Annotated in this window: 15 protein-coding genes; 9 read left to right on the forward strand and 6 right to left on the reverse strand. The window is 47.4% G+C overall.

Annotated features, from left to right (window positions below; genetic code table 11):
- Window positions 1-320: 320 nt before the first annotated feature.
- The 3 genes from P2W83_RS14215 to P2W83_RS14225 all read right to left on the reverse strand — a co-directional run bounded on the left by P2W83_RS14215 (window position 321) and on the right by P2W83_RS14225 (window position 4,953).
- Complete coding sequence (locus P2W83_RS14215) at window positions 321-1,172, reverse strand: FkbM family methyltransferase (protein WP_276134415.1); 852 nt, start codon at window positions 1,170-1,172, stop codon at window positions 321-323.
- A gap of 56 nt (window positions 1,173-1,228) precedes the next feature.
- Entirely contained in the window at window positions 1,229-3,040 is a 1,812-nt protein-coding gene (locus tag P2W83_RS14220) for an ABC transporter ATP-binding protein (RefSeq protein ID WP_276134416.1), read from the reverse strand.
- 413 nt (window positions 3,041-3,453) lie between these two features.
- Window positions 3,454-4,953 (reverse strand): hypothetical protein, encoded by a 1,500-nt coding sequence (locus P2W83_RS14225; RefSeq protein WP_276134417.1) that lies wholly within the window; start codon window positions 4,951-4,953, stop codon window positions 3,454-3,456.
- A 409-nt stretch (window positions 4,954-5,362) separates the two neighbouring features.
- On the opposite strand from P2W83_RS14225, the gene P2W83_RS14230 reads away from it, so the two are divergent.
- The 3 genes from P2W83_RS14230 to P2W83_RS14240 all read left to right on the forward strand — a co-directional run bounded on the left by P2W83_RS14230 (window position 5,363) and on the right by P2W83_RS14240 (window position 7,169).
- Window positions 5,363-5,722, forward strand: coding sequence for an endonuclease domain-containing protein (locus tag P2W83_RS14230; RefSeq protein WP_276134418.1), 360 nt, complete (start codon window positions 5,363-5,365; stop codon window positions 5,720-5,722).
- A 95-nt stretch (window positions 5,723-5,817) separates the two neighbouring features.
- Complete coding sequence (locus tag P2W83_RS14235) at window positions 5,818-6,576, forward strand: hypothetical protein (RefSeq protein ID WP_276134419.1); 759 nt, start codon at window positions 5,818-5,820, stop codon at window positions 6,574-6,576.
- Window positions 6,577-6,635: 59 nt separating this feature from the next.
- Window positions 6,636-7,169, forward strand: coding sequence for a hypothetical protein (locus tag P2W83_RS14240; RefSeq protein ID WP_276134420.1), 534 nt, complete (start codon window positions 6,636-6,638; stop codon window positions 7,167-7,169).
- A 37-nt stretch (window positions 7,170-7,206) separates the two neighbouring features.
- On the opposite strand, the gene P2W83_RS14245 is transcribed toward P2W83_RS14240, so the two are convergent.
- Window positions 7,207-7,647 carry a response regulator gene (locus P2W83_RS14245; RefSeq protein ID WP_276134421.1) on the reverse strand — a complete coding sequence of 147 codons (441 nt, stop codon included), beginning with the start codon at window positions 7,645-7,647 and terminating at the stop codon, window positions 7,207-7,209.
- A 208-nt stretch (window positions 7,648-7,855) separates the two neighbouring features.
- On the opposite strand from P2W83_RS14245, the gene P2W83_RS14250 reads away from it, so the two are divergent.
- The 3 genes from P2W83_RS14250 to P2W83_RS14260 all read left to right on the forward strand — a co-directional run bounded on the left by P2W83_RS14250 (window position 7,856) and on the right by P2W83_RS14260 (window position 10,548).
- Window positions 7,856-8,818: a Na/Pi cotransporter family protein gene (locus tag P2W83_RS14250; protein ID WP_276134422.1), complete on the forward strand. Its 963-nt coding sequence runs from the start codon at window positions 7,856-7,858 to the stop codon at window positions 8,816-8,818.
- A 60-nt stretch (window positions 8,819-8,878) separates the two neighbouring features.
- Complete coding sequence (gene xth, locus P2W83_RS14255; RefSeq protein WP_276134423.1) at window positions 8,879-9,649, forward strand: exodeoxyribonuclease III; 771 nt, start codon at window positions 8,879-8,881, stop codon at window positions 9,647-9,649.
- Between the two features lie 131 nt (window positions 9,650-9,780).
- Window positions 9,781-10,548 carry a murein L,D-transpeptidase catalytic domain family protein gene (locus P2W83_RS14260; RefSeq protein ID WP_276134424.1) on the forward strand — a complete coding sequence of 256 codons (768 nt, stop codon included), beginning with the start codon at window positions 9,781-9,783 and terminating at the stop codon, window positions 10,546-10,548.
- A 78-nt stretch (window positions 10,549-10,626) separates the two neighbouring features.
- On the opposite strand, the gene P2W83_RS14265 is transcribed toward P2W83_RS14260, so the two are convergent.
- Entirely contained in the window at window positions 10,627-11,130 is a 504-nt protein-coding gene (locus P2W83_RS14265) for a GNAT family N-acetyltransferase (protein WP_276134425.1), read from the reverse strand.
- Between the two features lie 48 nt (window positions 11,131-11,178).
- On the opposite strand from P2W83_RS14265, the gene P2W83_RS14270 reads away from it, so the two are divergent.
- From P2W83_RS14270 to P2W83_RS14280, 3 genes are all read left to right on the forward strand, one after another.
- Complete coding sequence (locus tag P2W83_RS14270; RefSeq protein ID WP_276134426.1) at window positions 11,179-11,568, forward strand: YkvA family protein; 390 nt, start codon at window positions 11,179-11,181, stop codon at window positions 11,566-11,568.
- A 104-nt stretch (window positions 11,569-11,672) separates the two neighbouring features.
- Entirely contained in the window at window positions 11,673-15,680 is a 4,008-nt protein-coding gene (locus tag P2W83_RS14275) for a DUF7948 domain-containing protein (protein ID WP_276134427.1), read from the forward strand.
- Window positions 15,681-15,820: 140 nt separating this feature from the next.
- Entirely contained in the window at window positions 15,821-16,282 is a 462-nt protein-coding gene (locus tag P2W83_RS14280) for a hypothetical protein (RefSeq protein ID WP_276134428.1), read from the forward strand.
- 13 nt (window positions 16,283-16,295) lie between these two features.
- Here P2W83_RS14280 and P2W83_RS14285 read toward each other — a convergent pair whose 3' ends face one another.
- A complete protein-coding gene (locus tag P2W83_RS14285) occupies window positions 16,296-18,146 on the reverse strand; it encodes a tetratricopeptide repeat protein (RefSeq protein ID WP_276134429.1) in 1,851 nt (616 codons plus the stop codon).
- Between the last annotated feature and the right edge of the window lie 78 nt (window positions 18,147-18,224).

Here is an 18,224-nt window from a genome sequence, read left to right on the forward strand (position 1 = left end):
AACCTTATAATGATTACCCAGTGGCAATAGAGGCGACCCATACAGGTTGCCTTTATTTTTTGGTACAGGTGATAGGAGGTGGTGGTTCATGGTGCTGGATTTTGTTACAGTCATGAACTTATGTTCAGTGAAATGTATAACGTCATAACTCCCAAGTTTCTACTTAACATAATATAAATTATGGAACAGAAATGGATACCAGATTTTCTGGCTGTCTTGATTGTCAATGCTTTGTGTCTGGAGACTGTTTGGTTTCATGTGGTTTATAGTGGTTCCGTATCATTAGCTATCCTTATTATATACCCTCACTATCCTGCATCTCAAGTGGCTTTTTCTTTGGGTAATGCCAGCCAGTTGGTATGTGTTTCAGCTTTGCGGATGGCATTTTTGTCGATCGGTTCCAGGCCAGAATCCCCGATCACGTATACTGTATAGTCAGCACCGGTCAGCGTGTCGAACAGCTCGTTTACGTGTTCGTCGGCTTCCAGGAATATGCCCGGCCTGAAACGCTCCATAGTATTTTTGGCGCCGGCCAATACGTCTGGTTCAGCGCCCTGCACGTCCATTTTTATGAAATCGACCTTGCTGATCTCCTCGGCGCTGACCATGCTGTCCAGCGTGCGTTGTGGCACGTCAACAACATCGGTAGCTCCATGGTATTTGCTGCTCATACCCGAGTTGAAATAATCGTCGGGATAAACGTTGAACTGGATGGTACCGTCTTTTTCGCCTAAGGCTATATCCAGGCAAACGACGTTGTTTTTCTTATTGATAACCTGGGCGTTATGCTTAAGCCTGTTAAAAACATCCTTATTGGGTTCAAAGGCATACACCTTTCCATTATCGCCCACCAGATTCGCCAGCAAGATCGTTTCAGTACCGATATTGGCGCCGGCTTCAATGACCGTGTCGCCGGGTTTTATGAATCTGCCCAACACGTTGTTGGTGCTTTTTTCATATTCGGCGAAGAAGAAAACATTCCAGCCAATAAGGTCTTTCGTATTCACCATCAGCTTATAGCCCGGTTGTTTCACCACGATATCAATACCCTGTACGGATGGCGACGTATGGTTGTAAATGCCCATCGCCACACGCCTTTTTAACCGCGAAGGCACCAGTGGTAAGATCATTTTTCCGAACGCCAAACGGCATAATTCACTGTTCTGGCTCATGTATTAGTTATAGAGTTATAAGTGTATAAGATAGGTTTTTTCTTCAATAACTAAGATTAAACGCCTTCAAATTGTAGCACGTTCAAACTTTTATAGAGTCCATCCACTGCCATAAGCTCGTGGTGTGTACCCGATTCGCGAACCACGCCGTGTTCCAGCACTATGATCTTATCGGCATTGCGGATGGTCGACAGTCTGTGCGCGATCACGAACGATGTCCGGTTCTTCATCAGGTTATGCAAGGCATCCTGCACCAGCGATTCAGATTCTGAGTCCAGCGAGCTGGTGGCTTCATCCAGTATCAGGATGGCCGGATCTTTCAATATGGCTCGGGCTATCGCTATACGCTGGCGTTGACCGCCCGATAGCTTCATACCGCGCTCACCAACCACGGTCTGGTAAGCTTCTGGGAAACGGGCTATGAATTCGTGGGCATTTGCTTTGCGGGCTGCTTCTTCAACTTCGGCCTGGGTGGCGTCTGGCTTACCGTAGGCAATGTTCTCGAATATAGTACCGCCAAACAGCAACACGTCCTGCGGAACCAGCGCCATCTGCTTACGCAGCTGTGTCAGCGGTATCTCGCGGGCATCGCGACCATCAAACAAGATGCGGCCATTGGTAGGCTCATAGAATCGCAACAGGATCGATACAAGGGTACTTTTACCGGCACCGCTCGGACCAACAATGGCTATCTGCTGGCCCCGTTCTGCGTCTACGGATACATCTTTCAATACAGGAACCTCGCTGCGGCTTGGATAGCTGAAGGCAATATGCTCCAGGGTTACCTGGCCCGATAGTTTGAATTCGTTCTTCAGATCTTCTTTTACAACGCTCACATTTTCAGGCTCTTCCTTCAATAGTTCACGTACGCGCTGTGTAGCGCCCAGCGTCTTTTGCAGCTGGCTGTACAGGTCGGCAAAGCCCGCCATGGTACCGCCCACAAAGGCTGTGTACACTACGAAGGCGGTCATATCACCGAACGATAACAGTCCTTGCTGCATCAATCCCGCGCCGTACCAAACCACCAGTACAATGGCACCAAATACGCTGAATAATAAAAACGATACGAATGCTCCCCTGAACCTGCCGTTCTGGATGGCCAGCTTCACCACATCGTTGATGCTTTTAGAATAACGCTGGCTCTCGTACCACTCATTAGAAAAAGATTTTACGTTGCTGATGCCTTGTAAGGTTTCCTGAACGATGGTTCCTGAATCGGCCAGTTGGTCTTGTGCGGTACGGGCCAGTTTGCGGATACGCTTGCTGAAGACAAAGGCTATAACGATGATGACCGGAATGATGGACAGCATCATCAGGGTCAGTTTGGGTGATATATATAAAATAAGACCAAGTCCGATCAACAGGGTCAGCACTCCCCTTAGCAATTCCGCCAACATCACGGTCACCGCGTCTTGTATCTGGGTCACGTCGGCGCTGATGCGACTGGAAAGCTCACCTACCCGGCGCTGCGAGAAGAAATCCATGGGCATCATGATAAGGCGCTTATATATGTCCTTACGCATATCAGCCACAGCGTTCTCGCCCACCGATGTGAACAGGTAGATACGCATGAACGACACTACCATTTGCACCATGAGCAGAGCTATCATTACCAGGGCTATCTGCGTAGGTGTATACTTGGCGGTGTGCATTTCCATAGCATGGGCGCTGTCTATCAGCTGCTTCAGCAGGTACGGAAAGGCCATAGTAGTAAGGCTGGAGAGGGTGATGAACGCCAGTCCGCCGATGAACTGCGCCTTGTATGGCTGCACATACCGGAATATGAGCATGCCTTCTTTCAGGTTCTCTTTGGTAAACTTCAGCTTTGGTATATCGTCTTTTGCGCCGTTTTTATCTCTTCTAGCCATGTGGGATCTTGGAAATTGTCGCAAAGCTACGGGCTATTGCTGTTTTTAGGTGATTTTTTCGGTTAATGGGGACATATTGTCGGTCGAATCTCTTATTTGGCTTTTGGGGCATATCTGTTTCATTGGGCTTTTTTGCTTTTCTCACCCCTTCTTCTTTTGTCTTGAAACAAAAGAAGAAGCAAGAAAAAGTCAAGGCTTAGCGACTCAAGCTAAAAAACGCCTTCACTACGCTGCATTGAAATAGCTTATTATCATCTGCTGTAGTATATGCCGGGCAATGTTGATCTCTACTTTTCATCGCTACTGTGACTTTCAATGCGGTCGCTCCGTTCCACCATTTTTCTTAACGCTTTCGTCGCTCATGCCGGTTTTCGAAATCTGCGAAATCATTTTAATCATTTTTAATCAGCGGTTCAGACAATGCCGGGTGGCCCTTTAAACCTGGTCCTGACGAGTGGGATACCTGGCTGGCGTTTGGCGTAGTTTGGGTCGTCGGGGTGATAGAGCCAGCTGGTTTCCTGTTCTATTTGTGCTTTGGTTTCTGGTGGTGCGTTGCGGTGTTTAGCAAATTTCCGCAGGTCGTTGAGTTGCTTGTAGGTGGTGCTGCACTGGTTCTTCAGGTAGTAGTCGTATTCGTCTTGCAGGAGCTCGTTTAGGGGTGTGTAGCCTTGCTTTAGGAGTTGGAGATGTGTGGGTTTGGGTGGTGGTTCTCGCTCCGGTTGGGCTTTTTCTCTTTGCGAGTGGACATCCCCCCGGCTTTTATCTTGCGTCGCAGTTTGGCAAGCCGCGCCCCCTTGTAAGGGGGCTGTTGTTGTCGTTTGTTGTCGGTTTGACCCCTCCCGGCCTCCCCTCGCCGCTAGCGCTGATTTTGATGGCGCGGCTAAGGGGAGGTGACTATCGATTGGGCTTTCGTTTTGTGTTATTGCGTCTTTCGATTGGACTGGATGCTGACTCCCGGGGGATTCTTCGCTGCGCTCAGAATGACAATTGCTATTTACCGGTTTTATCAGTGCATGATTGAATGGGTGGAATTGCCAGCCGGCTGCGTGTTCGGCTTCGTAGCGGTGGCGGTGGTGGAGGAAACGGAGTCCGCACATGGTTTGGATGGCGGTAAGGGTTTCCAGTTTTGCAGGGTCGGGATTCTTGCAGTATTCCGTTACCAGTCCTTCTATGATCTTTTCATGATGCTGGTATCCGTCGTCGTCTACGGGGCGGGCGTTGAATTCTTTTATCGCCTGCTCTTCTTCCTGTTTTAGTTGCGGCGTCATGCGGGCTGCACGTTCCGCATCTCTTTTCTCTTCGCGCTTTTTTTGCAGCGGAAGGAATTGGTGGGCTGTATGATTATTGTCTGGCTGGCAGCGCCACGTTGGACCATCGGGATCGAAATAAGCCTCCATGGTATTGCGGGTTACCGTGTTGTATTCTTCCCAGGGCAGCTTGTTCATGTATATCCTAAATCTCACCGGCTCTTTAGACTTCTCTTCTTTTTCTTTCTTCTCCCCTGCGGCTCTCCCCTTTTGGTACCACCCTTCCATCATGGCGTATTTATGTATGGCGCTCAGTATCTGCGCATGGCTGGGCGTGACGGGGTGCGTAACAAAACCATTGGTCGTGCGCCAGACCTTATCGCTTTCCAGCACGCCCTCTGCCGTAAGGGTTAGGATCTGTTTGGCGCGCTGCTGGGTGAGGTATTTGAATTTTACGCGGGTTTTCCCCTCCTCTTCTGCTTCCTGCTGCCACGCGGCTGTTTTGGCATTTACAGCGGCTGCGATCTCGGGGTTGTTTTGCAGCAGGCGGTTGGCTGCGTTCTTGAGCGATGATTCGTTGGCTTTGGGATAAGCAGCCTGATAGGCTTGGCGTTTGTCTCCCGTGCGCAAGTACTCGCGCAGGAAGGTTTCCTGGTTGGCATTCATGATAGGGTGATTTTATCGGTTATTTGTTCATAACACAAATATACGAAAAATAAGTAAATAAAAACGAAACAACATCTCCCCTCCTCAGCTTGAGGAGGGGCCGGGGGTGGTTGATGAGGATTTGTAGCACAGCTAAATCGTAGCCAAGTGCAAGACATGAGGCCTCACCACTTTCTTCAGCTTTTTAACCACCCCTGCACCCCTCCTTAAAACAAGGAGGGGAAAAAGAAGGAAGCCCCCTCCTCAACTTGAGGAGGGCCGGGGGTGGTTGATGAGGATTTGTAACACAGCTAAATCGTAGCTAAGTGCAAAACATGAGACCTCACTACTCTCCTCAGCTTTTCAACCACCCCTGCACCCCTCCTTAAAACAAGGAGGGGAAGGAAATTATTTATTAATTTCAGGTACCATGCAACTCCACAATAGATCCGATCTAAAAGCTCTAAGGAAAAACCTGAGAAATAATGCTACTCAGGGCGAAAAGGAATTATGGAAATTGCTGAGAGGCTCCGGGCTTGAGGGAAAGAAATTCAGACGACAACATAGCGTGGGTGGATATATACTCGACTTCTATTGTCCCTCGGAGAGACTTTGTATTGAACTGGATGGTGAAGCCCATTTCACGGAGGAAGGAAGAACGCACGACGAAAAGCGAACAAAATTTCTTGAGGAAAATTTTATAACGGTACTGCGCTTTGAAAGTGGGTTGGTGATGCAGTTTCCAGAAGAAGTGTTGGCAACCATTAAGGCGATTTTTCGGGCTAAATAGTATTAACCTTTAGAAACCAATTCACTCGTTACCCCAGGCTTGCAACTCGAGATACCAGATCGTAAATTTACGCAAGCGTTTACTACAGCCAATCTATGAAAAATCTGCTTGCCACATTCTTCCTGTCTCTGTCTTTCATTTCCGTCTTCGGTCAGGAAATGGAGAATGAAAGTAAAACGTCGGTTTCCCGTTTTATTGACTATGTTAAGCATGAAAAAAAGGATGAAATAGCTAAACTTGTCGAGTTCCCGTTTGAAAGGCAATATCCTCTTCCCTCAATAAAGAACCGAAATGAGTTTCTGATCAGATATAATGAAGTATTTGATGATCGCCTTATTAAAATGATAATAAATTCTAAACCAGATAAGGATTGGTCAGCAGTCGGGTGGCGAGGAATCATGTTTTTGGATGGTGACATTTGGCTTGACTACGATGGTAGGCTGCTGGCTGTAAATTATCAATCAGAAATAGAAACAAAAAGAAGAAGTGACCTGATCGAACAAGAGAGAAGCAAATTGCACGAATCGATCAAGGCATTTGATAGGCCACTACACATCCTTGAAACGAAAAAATACAGGATCAGAATAGATGACCTAGGCGAGAACAACTTTCGATACGCTTCCTGGACCCTGCCAGCACCTATGAGTGAGCAACCAGATATTGTTATTGAAAATGGAGAAATTGAATTTGATGGAACCGGTGGCAATCACAGTTTTATTTTCAAAAACAAAGAATACGTCTACGAATGCAGTATTATAGTAATGGGAGAAGATAATGCACCACCTGCATTGTTGACACTGCATAAAGGAGAAAAGATGATATTAAATCAGCCGGCAGTAATAATAAAAAAGTGATTCCTATTCAACTCCACTTCATTCTTGCACCTCCACCCCATCCACCCTATCTTTAAACCATGCGCTACCCTGGCTTTATAGACTATGCACCACTAACCGATAAGGACATGGAGGTGCTGCAGCGGGTACGTGCGCAGCGATGGCGCACTAATGTGAAGCGGTTGCAGATCACGTACCTGGTACCGTTGGCGCTGTACGGGGGCTTGCTACTGCTGATATTTCTGACTACGGGCTGGCCGCATCATCTGCACGAGGTACTGACCTATTCCGTTTTTCTCATTCCCGGTTATTTGCTGATAACGCTGGCAAACCTGTACCTGCTGGCCATGACCATGTGGCCTATCAATAAAGACATACGCGGCGGACAAAAAGCGCGTATCGTTTTTGACCCAGAGCCGTACGTGGTAGAAGCCGAGAACGTTAGCTTTTACGCCAAAACAGGCCTGCCCGATCTTCCTTTTGTAGAAGTAGGCCTGGATGTCTACCAATACCTTGATATTATCAACGAAATGGTGCTGGAGCTCAGTCCCAATACCAGGATAGTGTTGGGCATCAAGACCATGGAGCAGGCCGGGATGACACGGCTTAGTTGACCACCGCTGTTGTCATACCATACTAATAACTGTGAAATCACTGGTGCTTCTTAGCGGGCTTATTCAGCGGGATATGCATATCCTCGCTGATGATCTCGCGGACCATGGTATCGTATTCGCCGAGAGAGATCGGCTTGTGGTAAAAATTGTTGGCGCCCAGGTTTTTGCAACGCTGCTCTTCTTCAGGGTGGCCCGATGAGGTGACCACTACTACACAGATGTCTTTGAGCTCCGGTGTTTCCCTTATCTCTTTGAGGGCTTCGTAGCCATCTTTGATGGGCATATTGAGATCGAGTAAAATAATAGACGGTAAAACCGGCGGCTCGCCGTTCTCGCCCGGCGCCAGGAGCTCAGTCATCTCCAGCCCGTTGTTCGCAAATTCAACCTGGCAGCCCGAGCAGTTCCGCACAAACGCGTCCATCATGAACTCCTGCTCATCTCTGTCGTCCTCTACTATCAGTACTGTCATCTTACTCATATCTGATGAATTTCGGTCGTCAACTTCTTCTATAAAACTAAGCCTTTAAACGTGAATGTGCCGTTATATATAACTGCTGCTGCAATGCTATTTAAGACAGCGCGTTATGTATATCATACTCTGTTTCATATTCAGCAGTTAACATGATAGCGTGTAAAACTAACCCAGAGATAACCCATACTGGAATAGTTTTGCTGCACTGTAGCGCATGGAGATCATATTGCTTGTGCTTGGCGGCCTCGGTTTGTTCCTGTTCGCTGTCAACATGCTGTCTACCACACTCAACGATCTGCTGGGCGATAAGGCGAGGCACGTCATCAGGAAATACGTCTCCAATATCCTTTCCTCCATTCTCACAGGTCTTATTGTCACCATCATACTCGATTCATCATCAGCAGTTATCATCCTCACCATCGTGCTTGTCAACGCACGGGTGCTGACCTTTCACCATGCTATGGGTATCGTGATGGGCGCCAATATCGGTACTACCTTCTCCTCTCAGCTCATAGCGCTGGATATTGGTAAATATTCACCCATCGCCATCGTAGCAGGTGTTATCATGAGCCTGTTCAGCCGCAGCGACAGGCTTTCGAAAACAGCAAGGGCGCTTATCTATTTCGGCATACTGTTCTTTGGCTTGTATACCATGGAGCGCTCAGTAGAACCGCTGCGTGATGACGGAACTTTTATACAATGGATGCACCGATTGAACAACCCACTGAAAGGCGCAGGCGCGGGTGCATTAGTTACACTCATCATCCAATCATCGAGCGCTACGGTAGGTATCGTCATAACACTGGCCAAGAAAGGATTGATAGAACTGCCGGGCGCGCTGGCAGTAATGCTGGGTGCAGAGCTGGGCACTTGCTCAGATACGTTGATAGCAACCATCCGTTCCAACAGGCAGGCGATAAAGACGGGTTTGTTTCACCTTGGTTTTAACCTGGTGAGTATCATACTCGGGCTTATCTTCTTTCAGCCGTTCGTACATTTTATCTATTTTCTTTCGGGGCGAGCCAGCCTGGCGCAACAGGTAGCAACGGGCCATATCATGTTCAATGTACTGGGTGTTATCCTGTTCCTGCCTTTTGTAAAACTCATAGCGCGGCTCCTGGATTGGATGGTACCTGATAAACCCGAAGCGTCCATGCGATCGCCGGTGACGGGTTGAATGTTTTTTTCTTGTGCTCGTTTTTCGTTTCCGCTTAACTTAGCCTGATAAGAGATTGCTATGAAGATCGCCACATACAACGTGAATGGAGTGAACGGACGCCTGCCGGTATTGCTGCGCTGGCTGGAAGAAGCTGCACCTGATATAGTTTGCCTGCAGGAACTGAAAGCGCCGCAGGAGAAATTTCCCGAGAAGGAGATCCGCGACCTTGGGTACACACCCATCTGGCACGGACAGAAAAGCTGGAATGGCGTAGCGATCTTATCAAAGTCGGGCGATATAATGGAAATGAGGCGTGTGCTGCCCGGCGATCCGCAGGATGAACACAGCAGGTATATAGAGGCAAAGGTGGATGGTATCATAGTGGGTTGCTTATACCTGCCCAACGGCAACCCTGCACCGGGACCAAAGTTTGAATACAAGCTCAACTGGTTTGAACGTTTCATAACACATGCTGCAGAGCTTTGGACACTGGACATTCCTGTAGTGCTGACAGGTGACTACAACGTGATGCCCACCGAGATAGACGTATACAAACCTGAGCGCTGGGTGAATGATGCACTCTTCAGGCCCGAGATAAGAGCTGCGTTTCAAAAGCTATTAGACCAGGGGTGGACCGATGCGCTGCGCAAGCTGCACCCCGGCGAAGTGATCTATACATTCTGGGATTACTTCCGCAATGCATACGAGCGCAATGCAGGATTGCGCATCGATCACTTCCTGCTTAGCAAGCATGTAGACAAGCGACTAAAGGCTGCCGGTGTTGACCACCATGTTCGCGGCTGGGAAAAGAGCAGCGACCACGCGCCGGTATGGATAGAGCTGAAGTAAAAGCATTAGCATTTTTCAAACACATATAATTTTAACTTAAATCATAAGAGATTCATATTGTTTCCATTATTGCCCAAAAAGGGCAATAAATTGCCTATCTTTGCGTAGCATTTAACCAAAGAAGAAACACTATGAATTTGAAGAAGAAGTCAATAATTGCAACATCATTTATCGCCCTAATATCAGCCTCATTTGTTTCGTTTGCCGGTGCTGAACGTCCGGTAGCAGAAAGGGTGAGCGTACCAGCAACAGCAAGTGCCAGTACCCCGGTTACAAAAGTTGCTGCAGTAGCTACTAATACTGTATCTACAGTTGCTAACCTGTATAACGAGATGAACCTGCAGGCCGCGGGTCTGTCTAAGCAGGCGTTTGAACTGGCCGCTAAAGGTTATGAAAAGCTGAAAGGAGCACACCGCCTGGGCAATGAACGTTATTTGACGATCGTTGACTTTAGCCAGTCGTCGCGTGCCAAGCGTTTCTACCTGATTGATATGATCAGTAAGAAACTGGTAACGAATACATTTGTGGCTCACGGTAAAAATACCGGTGTAGACCAGGCGAATAGTTTCTCTAACGTACCATCATCGAACAAGAGTAGTCTTGGCTTTTATTTAACAAAAGGTACCTATAGTGGAAAACATGGTACGTCGCTGAAACTGTCGGGTATTGAAAAAGGCTTTAACGATAACGCAGAAGCCCGCGCGATCGTCGTACATGCGGCAGATTATGTAAATGCAGGTCGTGTGAACTCTGCCTATATGGGCCGCAGTCAAGGTTGCCCTGCCCTTCCGAATGATGTGGCTGCTGAAGTGATAGATAAAATCAAGAATGGCTCTGCAATGTTCCTGTACTATCCTGAGCAAGCTTACCTGAACGGTTCTCAAATGATAAACAGCTAATCAATCAATTTAGTCCAATTGAAAAGCCCTCCTTGCCAGGAGGGCTTTTTTTATTTCTCTGATCAAGCTTAAGACGTTTTAATTCGCTCCCACTCTTCCCGGTCGAGTTGTTTTCCATCGTTTCATACCATTGGCCTCAGCCACTGCCATCGATGGGTGGTTTTCCGTGTGAATGATTGAAATGAGCGTATCGGTCAGCCCCATTTCAAAAGCACAGTCGCGGCACTTTGAAGCGGCTTCGATAGCATATCCCTGGCGCCAGTACTGCGGCAGTATAGAGTATCCTACTTCCAGATGAGTTTGTTCATCAACCACCTGCACCAGCAGTCCGCTCTGGCCTATTAGTTCTCCTGTTTCTTTACTCACCAGTGCATTGAGTCCTCCCAGGCCATTGTCGATACGTGTAAACGCCCGTTCGAACCATTGGTTGCATTGATCCTCAGGCGTAGGCAAGTGATCCAATCCTACAAAGCGGGCAACACCTTGCTCTTTGAACAGGTTCAGCCAGGCATCGGCATATTTGAGATCTACACGGTTGAAAGTGAGCCGGGGAGTTTCCTGGCCATAGAGGAGGTAATTCATTGAGGGGAGGTTTAGTATGAAGGTACAAACTAATGGCAAACTACTTGTATGGAGTATACCGTGAAGTTGCTCAACAAGCTAAAACAGGCTAGCCGGAAATTAAAGTCGGAGCTGCAGGTACTGGTGCTGGCTTATAAAGACAAGCGGACGCCGGTGCTTGCAAAGTTGCTGGTGGGTGTCACTGTAGGCTACCTGTTAAGCCCGATCGACCTCATTCCTGATTTCATACCCGTGCTGGGTATTTTAGACGATCTGATCATTGTGCCGGTCCTTATCCGGCTCTCCCTCCGCATGATACCGAAAGAGGTATTGGATGAAGCAAGGGCCGCTGCAAAAACAAATCCCGAAAGGCTGAAAAAAAGCAACTGGGCGTTCGCCGTTTTGATCATTGCAATATGGCTGGTTACGCTCCTCTTGTCTTACCGGGCCATCAGCTAAAAACCGCTGAAGTTGTTTTAATCTGTTTTTAATCTCTTTGTTTCATTTACGGTCAGTTTTTTATGATATTTCGGTAATTTACTATCAATTAAACGACACAAAAAATGAACAACTATACCCTTCCAAAGGTATTAACCCTTATCTGTTGTTTATTGACGATGCAGGCAAGTGCACGCATCTCAAAACCTGAACAGCAAAACAAACCTTTGTCTTTTATAGAAAATAAAGGACAGCTTATGGACCAGTACCGTAAGCCGCGAAAGGATATTGATTACAAACTAAGCAGTCCGGGCATCAACGCGTTCATCGGCGATGGGGCCATCCACTATCAATGGACAAAGCTGGACAATGACTTCAAAATGCCTGAAGGAACTGCTCCTCACGAAATGTATGACCTGCTGAAGGCTGAGTTAACGAAGCAAGGCAAAGCGACTATATACAGGATGGACGTTACCCTTATAGGTGCTAATAAAAATGCCATTGCTATAAGCGAAGACAAGCAAGTGTATGTTGAGAATTATTACCTGCAGCAAACAGCAGGCAACGCGATAACAGCGTCAACTTACAACAAGGTTACCTACAAAAACATTTATCCGAATATCGACTGGGTGTTGTACACCAACAATGGGCAGCTGAAGTATGACTTCGTGGTTCATCCGGGCGGTAACCCTGCCGATATCAAACTGAAGTTTGCCGGTGCCAGCTCACTGGAGATGAAAGATGGCGCGCTGACCGCCATTACAGAATTAGGTTCGATCACCGAACAGAAACCGTATAGCTACAATGCTGAAACCAAAACGGAAGTTGCGTCAAAGTTTGTGCTGAACAACGACGTGCTCAGCTTCGATGTTGCTGCTTTTGACGGTACATTGGTGATAGACCCCACCATCAACTGGGGTACCTATTACGGCGGCTCTAACAACGAATGGGCTTATGGCCTTGCGGCTGATAATACAGGTAACGTATTTGCTGCGGGATGGACCAATAGTTCGAACAATATAGCCACTGTGGGCGCGTTCCAAACTTCGATCAATTCTACCAATATGCAGGATGCCTATGCAGTAAAGTTCAACTCTGCAGGCGTACGTCAATGGGGCACGTATTACGGCGACGCGGGTTCCGACTGGTTCTGGGCAGCAGAATGTGACCCTTCGGGCAATTTTTATGCATCGGGTTATACTACCAGCTCAGCAAACCTGGCATCTATAGGAGCCCATCAAACTACCATGGGTGGCAGCAATGATGCGCTGATGGTTAAATTCAACACGAATGGATTGAGACTATGGGCAACATACTATGGCGGCAGCGGCAGTGAAGATCGAGGTCACGTGACCTGCGATCCTTCAGGAAACGTATACCTGTGCGGCGAAACCTGGAGCACTAATAACATTGCAACTGCAGGCGCTCACCAAACTTCGCTGAATACAAGTTCAAACGTCAGTGATGCCTACGTGGTAAAGTTCACCAGCGCGGGCGTGCGCTTGTGGGGTACTTACTACGGCGATTCAGGCTATGAAGAAAACTGGGGATCTGCCTGCGACCCAAGCGGTAACATATACGTAGGCGGATGGACAAACAGTGGCAGCGGCATGGCAACGCCAGGCGCTCACCAGACCACCCACGGAGGCACCAGCACTTACGACGGCTTTATTGCTAAGTTCAATGGTTCGGGCGTATTGCAATGGGGTACCTACTATGGCGGCAGCAACCAGGACTGGGTTTATGACCTGGATTGTGATGCATTTGGTAACCTGTACGCATCTGGCCACACCTATAGTACCAACGCCATAGCAACTGCAGGAGCTTATCAAACAACAATAGGCGGAGTATACGATGGTTTCCTCGTTAAGTTCGATGCAGCAGGCGTACGTCAATGGGGTACTTATATCGGCGGCAGCAACCAGGACTATGCATGGGGACTGGCTTGTACACCGGGACTGTACCTGTATGTGAGCGGCGCGACCTACAGCACTTCCGGCATAGCCACTACGGGTGCATACCAGACAACCTTTGGCGGTGGAACAGATGCGTTCCTGATAGAGATGAACCAAAATACCGGTTTCCCATCATGGGGTACTTATTACGGTGGGTCGAATACCGAATGGGGTTATGGCAACTGCGCCTGGAGCCCTGCAGGCTTTGTCTACCTGTCGGGGTACACACTAAGCAGCAATGGTATTGCAACTACAAATGCTCACCAGACTACCCTGGGCGGCACTTATGATGCGTTTATTGCCAGCTTTATTACCGACACCATCGTTTATATTAAGCAACCATTCTACGATACTGTTTTCTGTCCTGGCGATACACTGAAAGTAAAATATGGTGTAACCTATGGTTTCCAGCCGGGTAATACTTTTAGCGTACAACTTTCGAATGCGGCTGGCGTCTTTGGCGTACCTAACGTGATCGGTACCAAATCAAGCATTATTGATGATACCATTGTTTGTGTGATACCTAAAAACACCCCTGCAGGCAACGGCTACCGCATACGCATTGTGGCAACCAATCCTAGCCGAACTTCTTTCGATAACGGTGTGGATATAAGAGTTAAACCGTTGCCGCAAAATCTGAATGCCACCAGCAACAGCCCGGTATGCGTAGGTTCTACTCTAAACCTGACCACAACTACCACATCTACTGGAACGATCCAATACAGCTGGACCGGCCCGAACAGTTTCACGTCGACCCTGCAAAATCCTAACCGCATAAATGCTCAAACCAGTCATGCCGGCGATTATATAGTAACAGCAACCAGTGATGGTTGTGTGGCATCGGATACAACCACCGTTGTAGTGAACATCATACCCGCCACACCAACCGCAGGCAGCAATAGCCCTGTATGTCCCACAACGACACTCAACCTTACAGCGGCAAGTACAACACCGGGTGTCACCTATACATGGTCGGGACCAGCCAGCTTTAGCTCCACGCAGCAAAATCCGTCGATACCTAACGTGAGCATAGCAAACGCAGGCGTATATTCAGTTACAGCCACGGCACTTGGTTGTACATCTCCTGCAGGAACCACTAATGTGCAGGTACACGTAACTACACCTACGCCCGTAGCTGCCGGCAACAATGTGTTGTGCGCTGGTGCAACGCTCAACATGACGGCATCTACCATCCCAAGCGCTACTTACAAATGGACCGGGCCAAACAATTTCAACTCTACTCAGCAAAATCCAACCATCAGCCCGGCGCAAGTTTGGCATTCGGGCGATTATATAGTTCGCGCTACCCTGAACGGTTGCGTGTCTGATCCAGACACACTGGCGGTGCAGGTAAACATCGTATCTACCATCGGTGGCTGGGCCAGCCCCAATGACACAATATGCGAGGGTGAGACGGTGACTTTTGTGGCGATACAAACCAACCCCGGCCCTGCACCGGTATACCAATGGTATAAGAACCAGGTACCCATTTCAGGTGCCAACTCGTTACTGTACACCACACAATCGGTAGCCCACGGCGACACTTACTACTGCACCATGCACAGTGTAGGTGTGTGTACCGATCCGATAACAGTAAGCACTGATACCATTAAAATGGCGATAGTGAACATACAGGTAACACCGTCAGCGCGGATCATTTCTACTCCTGCCAAACCAATACCGGGTCAGCCAGCAAGCTTCATGGTGAGCGTGACCAATGGTGGTTATAAACCAACTTACCAGTGGCAGCGCAACGGACAGAATATAATAGGTGCTACAAACGCCAACTGGGCTGCCAGCACCCTGCACCCGAACGATAAGATCAGCTGCATAGTGACCAGCAACGATGCCTGCGCATCGCCAAAACTTGCCAACAGCGATACAGTAGTAGTAGGCTTTCCAACGTCGATCAATAATATAACAGACAACGGCGCTGTAACACTCTACCCCAACCCGAACAATGGTAAGTTTACTGTAAGCATTGGCGCGATCAGCAAGTCAGAGATCGTACGGGCTGAAATAGTGAATGCCGTAGGTCAACTCGTATACAGCAACACAGTGTTGGTAAACCAGGGTAATATAGAAATAGCTATGCCGGAAGTTGCCAGTGGTGTGTACCTGTTGAAACTGAAGGACGGTGAAACAATAGCCAACCTCCGATTCACCGTGACAAAATAACAACGACCATTACGATAGATACAAGCGCCGGGCAAATGCCCGGCGTTTTGTTTTAAATGCCAACTACTCTTGCATGTCAAAAAATATTAAATTATATTTGATGACAATCTATTCGTTAACCACAAACACGACCAAGTATTATGAAAGCACTATTAGTTTGCCTCTCAGCAATTATCCTCCAGGCCGGAAGCTGCGGCGACGATGGAGGTTCAGCTAATTGCCCGCCATGTGAGCGCCAACACGTGGACTCGACTGCTACTCTTGAACCCAAAAAGTACGGAAAGGAAATGATAGACAATTATTCACGCCCGGAGACAAAGTATGTGGGCGTGCAACAAATGTCAATGAATGTAAAAGATCTGCAGGCATTGGTAAACATGTGTATGCGAGATAATAGAGAAACCATCAACGTATACTTTGCTTCACTAACTCCTCCCGCGGCAGAATCATACGTAAGGGATAATAGCATGGAGCCATCTCTGGTACCCCTGGCAACCAATCAGCCTATAGTATTAATGGGGTATAACCGCGACAAGGTATTCAATGTGAGAACGATGATCTGCCCTCCACCTGCTACCTGCGGTATGGATGCTGACCGGTAATCTTTACGCTTTACTATTTTGATTCAGAAGAATGGGGTTCGGCAACGGCCCCATTTTCTTCATGGTGTTTGAGACTGGAGATAACAGCAAGCGCCATTTTTCTTGCAGAGAATCGGTGTCGCCACCTGACCAGTTTTTTGGAATTGAGAAAATGCACCATCTTTTCCTCCAGCACATGGTGCAACGGTAATAACATGGAGAGCAATACTATTTTCACTAGCCAGATCTTTAACGGCTCACCATGCATCATGTCGTGTATCTTATGATCAGCGATCAGGATAACAAATTCAAAGAACAGGATAAAAGCAAAAAAACCCAGAATACGGATCATTATCCGGGAAACAGGGAAAAAGCCAAGGAATATGAGCACCGTAAATATTGCCGCTATAGATAACGTTATTACCATGTATTGAATATTGTGCCTGCGTGTCTCATCCTGCGCCTGCAGCTCTGCATCTTTCTGACGCTTTTTATTCAGGTTGTCGATCTCAAGAACGGCAAGGTCTTCTTCTTTGGCTATGGCATTAACTGAATCCCTGAAATTCATGTACTTCTGCTTGTAATCGTAGGCGGTCTTGTAATCCCGCTTCAGATAGTAAAGTTGGCTCAGGTCGTTCAGTGTGCTCATCAGGTAATTGGTGCTGGACGTCGTGTAGCATATTCCCAATGTTTTTTCGTACATCGCTATTGCCTGTGGTATACTATCTATATCGCGATAGTAAGATGCCAGTTCGCCGAAGAAACGCTGTTTGATATGGATGTTATATCGCTGATCCAATGAAGGCATGGCTGTCTTGAAAAACGGGTAAGCTAATTCCGGTTTGCCACCGTAATAGTACACCTCAGCCATGATCCAATCAAAATAGTTGGGGCCGGTCTTTTCCCATACATGCTTCAATGCAGGGTTATCAGCTACGTATCTCAACGGTTCATTCACATTTCCCTGAAGCAATTTGTATGAGAAACGAAATTTTCTCGCTTCCATTACGCCAAAGAGATCACCTATGGACTCTGCCAGTGCCTCAGCTTTATCAAGATACTCAAGTCCAATTGCATAGTCATTAAATATACCCATCGCAAGGTAATCATCAACAAGTCCCCTGTTATTGTGATTGAACTTGTTCAACTCAATGCTTTTGAACAGGTAATCGATAGCCTCTTCTTTTTTGCCCATTTTGGCATAGAGATCAGCAAAATAGTGGTATACCAATGGAAGAAGTACCGGATGCCGGGTTTCATTGGCTATATCGAAGGCGTAAGAATAGTGTTTGTACGCCATGAGAATGTTCTTCTGGTTTTTGTAAACACAACCTAACCATAGAGCGCTCGTAGCTTTTAAAGAATCGTTGTTGGTGATAATGGCAGTACTATATGAATGGTTGGCATACTTCATCGCTTTTTCAAATTCACCTTCTCGCAGGTAAAACAATGAAAGTAGCGTATAGCCCTGAACTATGTGCTCATCATCTCTATTGGCCCTGGCGTAGGATAATGCTCGTTCTATGTATTCTAGTGTAGTTGCCGATGCTTCCCTGGTAACAATATTTTGACTGTTACGCGTTACCGTGCCCAGAAGTATATACCGTGGATTATTAAAATGAGTAGCCGTTATCAAATTCTTGTTCCTTGTCTCTTCAGCCAGCATGATCTGTTTTTCAACGATGCTGTCGGCTATTGCATCTTCACGGATGGCGTAATAATAGCCTGCCAGCTTACCAAGGTGATAGATGCGTTCGGAATCTGAAGCGGCTTTACTGTAGCTTTCCTGGAAAGTTTCGGGACGAAAGCTTTTGGCAACAACTGCCTGAACAGTGAATAGCAGGATGGCAAAAAAGGTAATAAAACGAATAGGCTTGCAATACATGACCATGTATTTATTAAGCCAAAAGATAATAAGATTGTTCTGGATATTCTAGCCATCTGTATGGCGAGTTTGCCCTAA

This window comes from Polluticoccus soli, assembly GCF_029269745.1.
GTDB classification, from domain to species: domain Bacteria; phylum Bacteroidota; class Bacteroidia; order Chitinophagales; family Chitinophagaceae; genus Polluticoccus; species Polluticoccus soli.